At 43.2% G+C, this 12,423-nt stretch carries 12 protein-coding genes; 5 read left to right on the top strand and 7 right to left on the bottom strand.

Features of this window, described 5'->3' with window-relative positions; translation table 11 throughout:
* Positions 1 to 61: 61 nt before the first annotated feature.
* Entirely contained in the window at positions 62 to 832 is a 771-nt protein-coding gene (locus FCU94_RS17880; RefSeq protein WP_176289822.1) for an AraC family transcriptional regulator, read from the bottom strand.
* 103 nt (positions 833 to 935) lie between these two features.
* On the opposite strand from FCU94_RS17880, the gene FCU94_RS17875 reads away from it, so the two are divergent.
* Positions 936 to 1,646: a type 1 glutamine amidotransferase gene (locus tag FCU94_RS17875; protein ID WP_176290085.1), complete on the top strand. Its 711-nt coding sequence runs from the start codon at positions 936 to 938 to the stop codon at positions 1,644 to 1,646.
* A gap of 46 nt (positions 1,647 to 1,692) precedes the next feature.
* Positions 1,693 to 2,328 (top strand): LysE family translocator, encoded by a 636-nt coding sequence (locus FCU94_RS17870; protein ID WP_176289821.1) that lies wholly within the window; start codon positions 1,693 to 1,695, stop codon positions 2,326 to 2,328.
* Positions 2,329 to 2,505: 177 nt separating this feature from the next.
* Here FCU94_RS17870 and FCU94_RS17865 read toward each other — a convergent pair whose 3' ends face one another.
* Entirely contained in the window at positions 2,506 to 2,793 is a 288-nt protein-coding gene (locus tag FCU94_RS17865) for a putative quinol monooxygenase (protein ID WP_176289820.1), read from the bottom strand.
* A complete protein-coding gene (locus FCU94_RS17860; RefSeq protein WP_176289819.1) occupies positions 2,786 to 3,025 on the bottom strand; it encodes a DUF2798 domain-containing protein in 240 nt (79 codons plus the stop codon). Before FCU94_RS17860 ends, FCU94_RS17865 begins: the two co-directional genes overlap by 8 nt.
* Positions 3,026 to 3,111: 86 nt before the next feature.
* Between FCU94_RS17860 and FCU94_RS17855 the strand changes: the two genes are divergently transcribed.
* Positions 3,112 to 3,969 carry a LysR family transcriptional regulator gene (locus FCU94_RS17855; RefSeq protein ID WP_176289818.1) on the top strand — a complete coding sequence of 286 codons (858 nt, stop codon included), beginning with the start codon at positions 3,112 to 3,114 and terminating at the stop codon, positions 3,967 to 3,969.
* A gap of 473 nt (positions 3,970 to 4,442) precedes the next feature.
* Here the strand turns inward: FCU94_RS17855 and FCU94_RS17850 are convergent, their stop codons facing one another.
* Both FCU94_RS17850 and FCU94_RS17845 read right to left on the bottom strand, forming a co-directional pair.
* Positions 4,443 to 6,116 (bottom strand): amidohydrolase, encoded by a 1,674-nt coding sequence (locus tag FCU94_RS17850; RefSeq protein ID WP_176289817.1) that lies wholly within the window; start codon positions 6,114 to 6,116, stop codon positions 4,443 to 4,445.
* 466 nt (positions 6,117 to 6,582) lie between these two features.
* Positions 6,583 to 7,233, bottom strand: coding sequence for a glutathione S-transferase family protein (locus tag FCU94_RS17845; RefSeq protein WP_176289816.1), 651 nt, complete (start codon positions 7,231 to 7,233; stop codon positions 6,583 to 6,585).
* Between the two features lie 102 nt (positions 7,234 to 7,335).
* Here FCU94_RS17845 and FCU94_RS17840 point away from each other — a divergent pair, with 102 nt between their 5' ends.
* Positions 7,336 to 8,235 carry a LysR family transcriptional regulator gene (locus FCU94_RS17840; RefSeq protein ID WP_255199297.1) on the top strand — a complete coding sequence of 300 codons (900 nt, stop codon included), beginning with the start codon at positions 7,336 to 7,338 and terminating at the stop codon, positions 8,233 to 8,235.
* A gap of 215 nt (positions 8,236 to 8,450) precedes the next feature.
* On the opposite strand, the gene FCU94_RS17835 is transcribed toward FCU94_RS17840, so the two are convergent.
* Positions 8,451 to 9,836 (bottom strand): aminotransferase-like domain-containing protein, encoded by a 1,386-nt coding sequence (locus FCU94_RS17835; RefSeq protein ID WP_176289814.1) that lies wholly within the window; start codon positions 9,834 to 9,836, stop codon positions 8,451 to 8,453.
* A gap of 96 nt (positions 9,837 to 9,932) precedes the next feature.
* On the opposite strand from FCU94_RS17835, the gene FCU94_RS17830 reads away from it, so the two are divergent.
* A complete protein-coding gene (locus FCU94_RS17830; RefSeq protein ID WP_176289813.1) occupies positions 9,933 to 10,826 on the top strand; it encodes an EamA family transporter in 894 nt (297 codons plus the stop codon).
* Between the two features lie 366 nt (positions 10,827 to 11,192).
* Here FCU94_RS17830 and FCU94_RS17825 read toward each other — a convergent pair whose 3' ends face one another.
* On the bottom strand, positions 11,193 to 12,323 hold the full coding sequence (locus tag FCU94_RS17825; protein ID WP_176289812.1) for a fumarylacetoacetate hydrolase family protein: 1,131 nt from the start codon (positions 12,321 to 12,323) through the stop codon (positions 11,193 to 11,195).
* Between the last annotated feature and the right edge of the window lie 100 nt (positions 12,324 to 12,423).

The raw sequence follows: 12,423 nt of genomic DNA, 5'->3' as shown, positions 1-12,423 counted from the left end.
TGTTATACTAAAAATAATCCCAAAAGTGGTGTAATCCGTGTATTAGAGAGTCTGTATTCGTTTATAGGTTTGCAGTACGGTATTTTCTTGGTGTCTGATGGAACAGCTTTTTAAAAGCCTGTACATAGGATGAATCAGATGCATACCCCAACTCCATAGCAATTTCCTGTATGCTCATTTTCGAGCTTAATAATGGCAGAGATAAAACCAGCCTTATATTTTGTCGCCACAGAGCAAATGATTGAGAGAACTCTTTCGCACATAATCTGGATAATGTGCGCTCAGATGCTCCGACTTTTTTTGCCCATTCTTTTAACGTAAACGGTAAGTCAGGTTGCTGTTTAAGCTGTAGAAAAATAGATAAAAGGCGTTTGTCCGTAGGGATGAGAAGTGGTATTTCATAACTTTTTGCTGCCTCGATTTGATCTCGTAAGACCGTTAACAAATGTGCCAAGTTGGATTCCGGCTGTGAAAGCGTATCACTTTCAAATAAAAGCAATATCAACTCTTTGAGGAAGAAGTTTACCTGACAGGATTTAGGCTCACTTCCATACTGCACATGTTTGTTAGGGTTGAGGTAAATCGCTAAAAATTGTGTGTCTGTAATTGCAACAGATTTATGAATGGTATTGGCGGGGATAAAGAGCATACCATTGTGAGGGACTATTCCACTTTTATCACTAATGTCTGATTGTAACAAACCTTGGCGTGGGAAGACGATTTGGTGCCATGGATGTGAATGGAAATCATCAATATAACCAGAGGCCATGATACTCGTTTTAGTTATAAATTGTTTATCTGGAAAATCTCTGATTAAGTTGTTAGCTTGCATAAATGGCGGCTTATCTACATTAATTGTCAGTTATTATAAATTACGCCAGTTTGTTTTGATATAACATCAGTCAATTGTTATCAAAAAACAAAAGGGCCAAATGATGCACATTCACTTTATCATCCATGAACATTTTGAAGCTCCGGGAGCTTATGAGTCTTGGGCTAAAACTCGCGGCTATACAACGACTTACTCTCGGGTTTATGACGGTGATTCTCTTCCGGAAAAAGTAGATGATATTGATTTTCTGATTGTCATGGGCGGCCCACAAAATCCTGTGACCACCATCGAGCACTGTGCTCATTTCGATGCCAAAGGTGAACAGGCGGTAATAACAAAAGCGATTGATGCAGGAAAAGTCGTACTTGGTATTTGTTTGGGATCTCAACTCATTGGTGAAGCATTAGGTGCTCACTATGCGCATAGTCCTGAACGCGAAATTGGTAAGTTCCCTATCACGCTAACCAAAGACGGCAGTACCCATCCACTGTTTGACCATTTTGGCTCCGTTCTAGAAGTGGGCCATTGGCACAACGACATGCCGGGACTGACTCCAGACGCCAAAATTATCGCGTACAGTGAAGGCTGTCCTCGACAAATCGTTGCTTATAGCGATTTGGTGTTCGGTTTTCAGTGTCATATGGAATTGACTAAAGATGTTGTAGCGTTGCTGATCGAAAATGATGATCTCAGCAAGGCAACAAACTATCGTTTCGTTGATGACCCTGAAGTACTAATGAATCATGACTATGATGAGATGAACCAAAAGCTACACGAATTTTTGGATAAACTAGCGAAAGCCTATCAAGCATAAAGTTAAGTTTCTGGTTGCTTTTGATAGATAGTTAGTGAGGAAACAAATGGACATTGAACTTCAAACATACATGCCAATATTGGCAATTACTGGAGCGCTTACTCTCGGTGCGATGAGTCCGGGCCCCAGCTTTATCTTTGTTGCTAGACGAGCAATTTCGCTTTCAAGACGGCATGGGATTTTTACCGCATTAGGTATGGGGACGGGAGCGTTAGTTCTATCGCTTGCTGCCTTACTCGGATTACAAACAATTTTTAGCCTAATGCCGGTAAGCTATTTAATATTTAAAATTGCAGGCGGATGCTACCTCCTGTTTTTGGCATTTGGAGTTGTGAGGTCAGCTCGAATTCCGTTACAGGCCATAGATGCCACTCGATGCCAAGACATTCCCTTATTTAGTTCGTACTTATTAGGTTTAGGAACCCAACTCAGTAACCCCAAAACAGCCATCGTATTTGCCAGCGTATTTACAACACTCCTTCCACAAAACATACCTACGTATTTCTATATTGCGGTATCAATTTGCACATTTTTGAGTAATGCAGGATGTTATCTAATCGTTGCATTAATCTTATCCGCTTCAAGTCCTCGTCAAGCGTACTTAAAATTTAAAAAATTTATTGATTATTTGTCTGGGTCAGTGATGGGAGGGTTAGGGTTGAAATTGATCATCAGTCGCTAACAAATGTCACTGATGAGCACTTTGCTATACTTTAAGTAATGCATGAAATACTAATTTAGCAAAGTCACTGGCAAACTTTTGTCCAAAAGTGAGGTACCCGGAGCTACTCCAACTTTTAAACGATAGGGAGGTGACGCACCACCCTATCTAGTGACTTACTCAGATATATCGGAGAACTTAACCCTCTACATTGGTCATTTTGTGTATTTCTGGCTCTTTAGCTAATGCAGTTTTATAAAACTCAAATATCGGTGTGATATATGGCCGAACATAATGTTCGTCTAGGGCTGCTTGGTCCACCCACTCTTCTACCAAGACCAGCTGATCTTTCGCTTTGTTCTCATATAGCTCAAAACGCAAGCAACCCGCTTCTTCTCGAGTGACAGTTAAAATGCCTTCCGCTTTTTGTTTGCACTCTGCATAAAATTCACTTTTTGGGGTAATAAAAGCCACAACACTAAGCATTGTTTTGCTCCTTTTGAGGTGTAAATTGACCCATTAACTTTTGGGTCAATATCATGATTGGTTTATTCAACACGTAGGCCGCTGTACAGGAAGCAGGCCACGCATTAATAAAGGCAATTCCCCATCGGCTGATAAAATCCTCTGGTAAACCGAGATTGACGTAAGTGACCCATGCGGACACCATAATTGACATCGCGCATGAGAACAGAGCAGTGAAAATAAGTTTTGTCATAGTGCTCCCTCCTGTCTGTATACTGTATGGAGATATCGTATCGTCAGCCATACGAGCTTTAGAACACTAAGATTTCGGAAAACCTTATGCTGGATGATTTTTTATTATTTGTTGAAGTAGCCCGTCGAGGCAGTTACTCAAAAGCGGCACGAGACTTAACAACTACAGCGCCTACCTTGTCCAAACGTATCTTATTGTTAGAAGAGAGATTAGGTGAGTCACTATTTATTCGCTCCTCTAGGGGAGTCAAACTCACCAGCTTTGGCAAAGGATTATTTGAGCAGCTTGGCGAAACCACCCTAAATCTTCATCAGGCCGTGGCTCAAAGTTCGAAAAGTGAAGCGGTTTCTTTCGTCTTACATTGCCCACAAAACTTAGTCATTGGCCAACTATACCCGGCGCTTGAAGCCTTTCTGCTAGAAAAAAGGCATGTGGATGTCGTCATTGAGCCTGCCAACACAAATGTACTGCTCAGCCAAACTTCTTTTGATTTAGCCATACGTAATGGAGAGCAAAGAGACTCGTCTTTTTACCAGAAAAAGTTAGCCAACATTGCCGTATGCCTTGTCTCAAGGCGAGACTGCAAAAGCCGAGAGCGACTCATTATGCCGTACTCTAAGATGAAAATTGCAAGGCAAGACTTACTAAGTATCGAGCGACAATACTCTAAGGTTTCTCGGGTCAACGACATTACTTTGGCACGCAAACTGGTCGCGTCTGGCATGGGTGTAGGCCTATTGCCTATGACAGAGATCGCCGATTTGTATAGTGAGATACCCGGTCACGTTCAATACGACTCAGAGATACTTTTCACTCGGCCTATGTATGCCTTGTGGGCGAATAAACCAAAGCCTTCGCCACTGTCGCAAGATCTAATCACATGTATCGAAAGCTGTGTTCAAAACACTCCCGCTTTACAAGGACGCATGGTTGATTTGACGTGATAGAGTTGGCTGCTGGGAAAGGTATTTTCTCCATACATCAAGGCTGGTTCGTGAGATGAGAAATAAACCGAACTAGCCAAGGTCATTTGTTTTCATAGCCTGTATGATACTGATTTTCCAAGCATTGGTGTTGATCTAAGTCCATCACAAAGTGGCGAGTGACTAGCGCATTGCTGTCTTCGTTTTTGGACTCGATAAGAGAACACTTCACCAAGTGTGATGCCATCGGTTGGATCAGCTAGACCAAAGCGAAGTTTTGCTTGACTAAATACATTGTTCGGCATTTATAGACGACGGTGGTAGTTTTCGCCGAGGAGATTGTTTTCAAGGAACCAATAGGATCAAGTCTTGTCTTTGCTGTGCGATAAATAGCAGAAGTGCCAACTATCTTACGGCGAGTTCCATATAAAAGCGCTTTTTTCGCGCTGTTAACCCCTTAAAAATAGTACAGGGCTAACCCTGTACCTAGTTATCTATTCTTCGGCGTCGAATACGATATCACCTTGTAAGATAGTCATTAAGATTTCAGTATCTGCTATGTCGTCGTGAGACAAGCGGGTAATATCTTTCTCTAAGATAGCAAAATCTGCTGATTTCCCTACCTCAATAGATCCTGTAATATCTTGTATCCCTAGGCTAACCGCTGCGTTGATGGTGTATGCATCAATCGCAGCCTCAACATTGGGTAGCCCTGTATTCCCCATTCTTATACTGTTAGCTATGCCTACGAGCGGATTTAACTCATGGACATTCCAATCACTACTGAGTGTAAGATTAGCCCCTGTATCAAAGATAGCTTTCAGGTTCATCAAAGAGTGTGCTCTCTTTGCTCCTAGAAAGAGTTTAGCCCATGAATGGTCATGCTCAACAACGTATTCAGAGCCTACTTGAAAGTCAGCTGTAACATTCAATTTAGTAAACCGACCTACATCTTCTGGATCGACAAGTTCAACGTGGGTAAGTGTGTACGGCTTGGTTGAGCCATTACGACGTACATGTTCAACTGCATTAAGTGATTCGCGAACCGCTCCATCACCAATAGCATGAATATGCGCGCTGTAACCAACCTTATCTAGAGCATCTAACCAAGTTTTCATTTGGCTGGGTGGAATATAATTAATTCCGTAAGGCTCGTCTGGAATGTAAGTATCTAAATAGGGTGCCAGCGTTTTTGCAGTACCATTTATTGTAATACCATCGCTATACATTTTTACTTGGTCAACTAATAGCAAACTCGACGTATTGCTTGATTGGATTTTCTTTAGAAAAGTTAGCTGCGTTTCCATTGAATCAGCAGGATAAATCCAAGGGCGCAACGACACTCGTGCGGTCAAGTTACCGTCTTTTTCTGCCTGTTTCCACACTTCATACCATCCGCGTTTCCAATAGAGTCGGCCATCACCAATAGTCGTAATGCCGTATGATGCTGACTCTTCGAGGCCAACCCTCAATCCGTCATAACTTTGATCAAATTGACCTTCTAAGCTGTTCCACGCCATTTCCATAACGATATCTCCAGCATTATCAAATAAGATACCGTTAGGTTCACCACTGACTGAATCTTTGAGAATTTTACCTCCTTGAGGTTCAGGTGAATCTTTAGTAATACCAGCAAGTTCCAGTGCAGCAGAATTTACCCACATAGAGTGTGAGGTCTGCTCCATGAATACGACAGGGCGAGCAGGAAAAATTCTATCGATAACCGCAAGAGGTGTTTGAGTATTATCTTCATTTAGAATCGCATCTAACGAAAAACCATACCCCATCAGCCACCCTTTGGACTTACTATTTCGACTGCAAGCTTTTAGATAAGGTATTTGGCCTTCAAGTGATGCGTCCATACTGAGTTCACAGTTACCTCCAGCTTCAGAGGCAGCTTCAAAAACATGGTTGTGGTTATCAATAAAACCTGGCATTACATATCCATGCTCGAGATCGATGACTTCTGTATTTTCATTACGCAATTTCTTGGTATCTGACACTTTGCCTACGAACAAAATATTTCCATCATGAACTGCAATTGCATCGGCAGTCTCATGACCGTGGATCTTTGCGTTTGTTAAGATCATATCGGCTTTTTCAACAGCCAATACATTCGAACTCATGATGAAACTCGCTATTAGTATTAAAGGGGAAGTTCGGTTCATCATTTACTCCTTACGTACCCCACATTTATCCTCAATGCAGGGAGTGCTTTGATTTCGTCGGATAGAGATTAAATAATAGTAAGAACAAAAGAAAAATAGTGAGTATAAGAATACAGGGATGGGTTAGATACTTAGTCTCAACTAACTTGGTGGTGGGTGAACAATTTAAAGGTTGTAATTTGAACCATTTAAAGGGTATTTTTTAATCAGAGTCTTATGTGGTAACTCTTTTTATCTCACGCTCTTTTGTCCAAGGACGTGTTGACGCCGAACTCGACAAACACGTCCTCGCCCCATTCGAAGTTACGCCTGATCAATGCACCAATTCAGAAAGCTGCTTTTTGGATTACTTTTGTTCATTTTTGGTCGAAATAAGAAACACGTACAAATTAGCGCTTCTTAACTCCCTATAACCTAATTTCGAATAAGTTAAAACGGGGCATAGCAAGAGTAAGTTGAGCAATTATCAATGGGTTTCGATAATATCGCTATCTTGTGTTTCCTTCCGTAGACCGACATTCGAAAGTGGCATGGGTACAAAGCCATATAGCCCTTCTACTCGTTTCAACCAAGATTCCAAAACAGGGTATTCTGCTAAACTTATCCCACCTTCTGGCGCTAATTTGATATAACTGTAGAGAGCTAAGTCCGCAATAGTAGGCTTTGTTCCGACCAACCATTGACGGCCGTTTTGGTAAGTCTGAAGTTGTTTGAGAAGCTTATGTGCTTCTTGAGTGAGCGGTGCACTGTCTATGCTGCGATTGAATAAGTTCGCTGCGCGAAGTTTGGCTATTGAGCCTGCTAGTCGATGAGCAGCTAGAGAAAGAAACTGCTCGATATGTGCACGCACCAGAGGCGACTCTGGAAGCCATATCTGTTCTCTATCATAAACGGTAGCAAGATAAACCAAGATCGCGTTTGAATCAGAAATGACGATTTCACCATCGACTAATACTGGTATTTGGCCAAAGGGGTTAAGTGCCAAAAACTCTGGCTGTTGATGCTCCCCAGCTGGTAAATCGACGGTAATGAGTTCAAAGTTCAATTCGAGGATACTTAATAGCATGTGCGCGCGGTGTGCGTGACCCGACATGGGGTGCCAGTATAGTTTTATCATTGCTTTCTCCTAGCTCGTTATTTGTTCAATATTTAAGAACAAGTTGCGAAGAAGAAAAAGCCCGCTAACATGGAATGATAATTTCCAAAATGTTGATAATTTATGGACACTATCGATGGAATGAGAACAGTTGTGGCTGTGATAGAAACAGGCTCATTTACCGCTGCTTCTGAACGTTTAGGTATTTCTAAATCCCTGACCTCCAAATATGTAAACCGCGTTGAAGAGCAGCTCGGGGTCAAACTGTTTCATCGCACCACCCGTAAGCTTTCAGTTAATCAGGCTGGCCAAGAGTACTACCTGCAAGCGCAACAGGTTCTGGCTAAGGTTGACCAGCTATACCATCAACTCCAATCAAATAAAAAAGAAGCTTCTGGCTCTATTCGTGTAACGGCTTCGCAGGGTTTTGCTGAGGAATTATTAAGCCCAATTCTTCCAGAGTTTCACGCGCGATATCCAGATATTCACATCGACATCATCGTTACTAATCAAAAGCTGGATTTAGTCGAACAAGGTATAGACATCGCTTTTCGTGCCAGTGAACTCGAAGACTCCAACTTAAAATATCGCAAGGTAATGTCCCTTCAAAGTTCAGTTTATGCCGCGCCTGAGTTAGCAAAACAGTGCTGCGACGATATGGAATTAAAACAATTACCTTGCCTTATCGACAGCAACCTTCACTCGACAGCTCGTTGGCCTGTGGTTAGCGCTATGAAGCAAAGCAATGCTTGTCATCATCTCACCGTACGCGCCGTTTTCAAAAGCAATAGTCCACGACTTATTCGCCAGTTGACGCTCTCAGCGGTTGGAGCAAGCTATCAACCCGATATTATCGCTGCACCTTATGTAGAAAAGGGACTCTTGCAAAAACTAGATATCGGTTTTAAACCACTTAAGTATCCGCTGAACGCTCTATACCGTGGCGGTGCTTATCAACCTGAACGAGTGAAAGTATTTTTAGATTTTGTTATTGATAAACTTGGTGCAATTGAAAGTAACTGACACGTTGTGATTAACAAGGCAGTCATCACCAAGGGAGCCTGGCACGAATCTGCCCCAAAATGAGTTTCAAGCAGTATCAGAACGAATAACAGCGTTATGGTTTTTGAGTACCTAATCTTTTGGGGGCAACAGGCAAGACCTGACCCTAGTCACTCGCTTACCAGAAAACCGAATGTTGATTGAGGCGACATTCGGTTTTCTACATCTCATCTGGGTTAGCACGCTTGCTTTATCACATCCACCAACTTCACTAACTCCACTTTCACCTCATTAGTTAGCTCAAAGCCTATGTTAATTCTTAAGCAATCATTATAAAGCGATAGCGTACTGAACAGCCTTCCCAAGCGAATATCAACTTGATTCTTTGCCACCAAGGATTCGAACTTTTCCGATTGCAGGTCGGGGACTTGTAACCAAAGCACCATTCCCCCTCGAGGGTTACTGATGTTGACCTTCTCAGGTAAACGCTCGGTTAGAAAATCCAAATAAACCTGCCTCAATTTAAGCAACTTAGTGCGGCGACGTTTCAACTGCTTGGCGTAGTGCCCTGATTCGATAAAGTCTGCAATACCAAGCTGAGTTGGCAGAGACACACCAAAGCTTGAAGCGGTATGTTGCCGACGATAACGCTCAATATAGCGCCCAGGAATACACCAGCCTAAACGGTAGCTTGGCGATAAACTTTTTGAAACTGAACCACACCACAAGATGAAGCCACCTTGGTCATAATACTTGGCTGGCAGCGGTGTATGTTCAGCGTAAGAGAGCTCTAGATAGACGTCATCTTCGATGATAGGCACTCGATACTGATTGGCAAGCTCAGCCAACGTCAGCTTTTGCTGGGCTGACATAGTGACTCCTTGCGGATTCATGTGAGAAGTACAAAAGATACCTGCTTTGACACTACCTTGCTTGAGGTGAGATTCAAGCTGAGCCAAGTCGATGCCGTTTTCCAATGATGGGATCTCTACAATCTTGCGACCCATTTGACCCAGTAAATCCAAAATGCCACTAAAACACGGCGAACTAATCGCTATCGCATCCCCAACTTGGGTGCACGATTCTAACGCAGCCTTAATCGCTGGCATGCAACCAGAAGTGATGACCAACTCAGCTGGGTTAATATGCAGTCCAAGCTTTGCAAAGTGGACGCTCAGCGCATCTCGCAAAGACGGTTCACCTTGAGCATTGGGGTATTGATTGAGTCGGCTATTACCTAAACGCTTGCTTGCCCGGCGAAAGCTGCGCTCTAACTCACTCAACGCTTGTTCATCAATATCCGTGCTAGAGACGCCAAGCGGCCCTTTGTATTCAGAATGAACCGCAAAGCTTTGATCAACGCTCGAAACCTTACTGACGAATTGCACAATTTGCGGCGTTCGATGTTGGCTTTTACGAGCCGACACGTAATAACCCGCTTGAGGTCGAGCATAAATCCACCCTTGTGACTCTAGTTCTTGGTAGCAACTTACTGCTGTAGACATGCTCACCGACTGTTGTTTTGAAAGCTGTCTAAGTGAGGGCATACGGCTACCTTGTGGCAATTTACCCGACTCGATTTCACGAACAAACTGGCTCGCCATCGTTCTGTACATACTCATAGGTGAAAACTGTACTTCTTTTTTACTAAAAAATTGTATCTGTACCGATAACTGTACTCTAGTAATATTATTTTTCAACAATATGGGAGTGCAGTTATGAGACGGAACGATTTATTTTTAGCGGTGCTAGTGATGGCAATTTGGGGGTTCAACTTCTCGATGATTAAAATGGGCATCACCCAAGTTCACCCACTCTTAGCAACAGCGGCAAGGTTCTCACTCGCTGTTTTACCAGCGCTCTTTTTTATTCGCAGACCAAGTGTGGCTTGGCGATACCTCATTAGCTACGGCATCGTTTTCGGCGTGGGCATTTGGGGCATGGCTTCTTGGTCAATTCTAGCTGGCCTATCTTCTGGTATGTCTTCGGTTTTACTCTCATCGAATGCCTTAATCAGCATGGCGGTAGGCGTTTTCATCCACAAAGAGATGGCTTCAAAACGTAAGGTCACAGGAGCTATTACGGCTCTGGTTGCTCTACTAATTTTGGCTTCTGCCACCAATGGCAACATTACTCCTCAAGGCCTGGTATTCATTATGATTGCCGCATCATGTTGGACAATCATGGGGATGATCGTGAAAGTATCTAAAACCACTCAAGCTTTTGCCTTTAATGTTTGGGGAATGTTGTTTGCTCCAGTTCCGTTGGTACTGTTTGCGGTCAGTTTACATGGCCCGAACATCGTAACCCATGCCTTTGACGTTTGGGATACCAGCACAACCATCGCCGTTGTCTTTCAAGCTTACCCAACCACGCTATTTGGTTACTGGGTATGGAACCGACTACTGATCCGCTACCCACTAAGCATGACAGCGCCACTGACTTTACTTGTTCCTGTGTTTGCGCTGATATCAGGCTACTTAATGTATGACGAAGTGCTCAGAGTAGCTCAGATCGTGGGTTGTACGCTGTTTCTGATTGGTATTGGCTTAATCGTGAAACCAGCTAAACGACAGAGCACAGTAAACGCTAAGCCAGTAACTCAAACCTAACACTGCCTCATATGTGTCGAAGCTACTAACAAGGAACGTGGGGCAGGTCTTTCTTTTTACCCTGTCTAGTCTTATCCGAAAGCTAGCTAATTCCGATAAACCGTAACTCAGAAATGTCCAGCTTCGAGCTAATTACCTCTGGCTCGCTCAGATTCGCCCCAAAGCTTGCGGCGCTTCGAGTACGTTACCGATAGTCAGCGAGTTTTGATACACACAAAGTAACACGCAACCAGACTTGGCCCAATAACGCCCACAGGCTGTATTCGAATTAAGTTGCACACCACAAGTTTTATGGATGTACGTGCCTGACTATTCAGGCACGGTGAAGTTAAGATAACTAAGGTGAAAGTGTCTTAGTTTGGGTGTCTAGTCAATAATATCGACGTCTATACTTCCCAAATAGGTGCCAGTGAGCTGCACTTTATCGCCAGCTTGTAGATAACTATTGTTATCAAAGCTTTCTTCTATGTATTGCTCCAAAATATACTCTACCGGATCAGAATCTAAGAATGAAAAGGTTACGATCCACTTGATGGATTTTGATATTCTGTAGCCCCACCCTGGGGTGTTGTACACAACACCCGCTGGCGTCCCTGTCACGAGATTTTGGTTTGGATTAATTCCTTTTTGGCCGGTCAACGTGACATCTTGACCTTGATATCGCCAGATAGGCTGAGCTCCCTTTTCTAAAATCATTTCAATCAGAGAGTTGGGGTCACGAATCATATCTGAGGCAGCGGCTTGTTGGCGCTGCTCCCCATTGACATAAGTGGCCAGCGAGACACTTCTTAAAAAAGTGTTCCAATCTTTTGGAATAACAATGTAAGGTCCGGTTGGAAAGCGGGACTGTCCACTTTTCGCATCACTAAACCCATGACCAGACGCGACGTTGTCGACATCAATCTTCCGTAACAGCTCTGCTCTGTCGGTAAAGTCACCACATACGAACAGCCCCGCATAACCAGCGCTGTGTTCAGGGTTGCTTATAGGTTCAACCCACCTCATACACAGTTCTACCTCGTAATCTAGAAGCACATCCTTTTGGTAGCGGATCTTGGTGTGGTTTGATGTTGGCTTCGAAAACTTAGGAAATAGGAAGACTTCGTCAATATCCGCTTCTTCCCCATGTTCTATGTAGTTAGTGCCTGCTGCGATATGCTCAGTTCCTTGACCGCCAGCTGCGAGTAGTTGTTTGTAGTCTAGGGATATGACTGGGAGATCATAATGCACGTCATACAGAGTGCTATAACCGTATCGGTCGATAAAGCTTAGTGCTTCACTAGGGTAATAGTCAAAATAGTTGCTTAGATCGATCGCCTTTACACTTTTTCCAGTATCTTCAGTGACTAAATACGTGTGGATTTGACCCGATGGATTGAGTACTTGTGCGAGTGTAAGGGCAACGTCAGAGGGCGCGATTTCCGTAGAATGAGCGCTATTGATTGACGACAAAGCGAATAGTGCTGTGAAACTGATTAGTTTTGGTGATACTTTCATTTTTGACTCTCCGTTTGGTTGATGTGATTACAGTACATTTGCATATGTCACTATTTCGTCACCAATCTTCGTAAGAATACAGTAGCCTTTGAAAAGGGAA

The organism is Vibrio sp. JPW-9-11-11, from assembly GCF_013369335.1.
Taxonomy (GTDB): Bacteria; Pseudomonadota; Gammaproteobacteria; order Enterobacterales; family Vibrionaceae; genus Vibrio.
Note: the sequence above shows the minus strand (reverse complement) of the source record. Positions and strands in the feature narration are given on the sequence as shown.

Coding starts and splice junctions, on each gene's coding strand:
- FCU94_RS17880 (WP_176289822.1), bottom strand. CDS start 832: ATGCAAGCTAACAACTTAATCAGAGATTTTCCAGATAAACAATTTATA.
- FCU94_RS17875 (WP_176290085.1), top strand. CDS start 936: ATGCACATTCACTTTATCATCCATGAACATTTTGAAGCTCCGGGAGCT.
- FCU94_RS17870 (WP_176289821.1), top strand. CDS start 1,693: ATGGACATTGAACTTCAAACATACATGCCAATATTGGCAATTACTGGA.
- FCU94_RS17865 (WP_176289820.1), bottom strand. CDS start 2,793: ATGCTTAGTGTTGTGGCTTTTATTACCCCAAAAAGTGAATTTTATGCA.
- FCU94_RS17860 (WP_176289819.1), bottom strand. CDS start 3,025: ATGACAAAACTTATTTTCACTGCTCTGTTCTCATGCGCGATGTCAATT.
- FCU94_RS17855 (WP_176289818.1), top strand. CDS start 3,112: ATGCTGGATGATTTTTTATTATTTGTTGAAGTAGCCCGTCGAGGCAGT.
- FCU94_RS17850 (WP_176289817.1), bottom strand. CDS start 6,116: ATGAACCGAACTTCCCCTTTAATACTAATAGCGAGTTTCATCATGAGT.
- FCU94_RS17845 (WP_176289816.1), bottom strand. CDS start 7,233: ATGATAAAACTATACTGGCACCCCATGTCGGGTCACGCACACCGCGCG.
- FCU94_RS17840 (WP_255199297.1), top strand. CDS start 7,336: ATGGACACTATCGATGGAATGAGAACAGTTGTGGCTGTGATAGAAACA.
- FCU94_RS17835 (WP_176289814.1), bottom strand. CDS start 9,836: ATGAGTATGTACAGAACGATGGCGAGCCAGTTTGTTCGTGAAATCGAG.
- FCU94_RS17830 (WP_176289813.1), top strand. CDS start 9,933: ATGAGACGGAACGATTTATTTTTAGCGGTGCTAGTGATGGCAATTTGG.
- FCU94_RS17825 (WP_176289812.1), bottom strand. CDS start 12,323: ATGAAAGTATCACCAAAACTAATCAGTTTCACAGCACTATTCGCTTTG.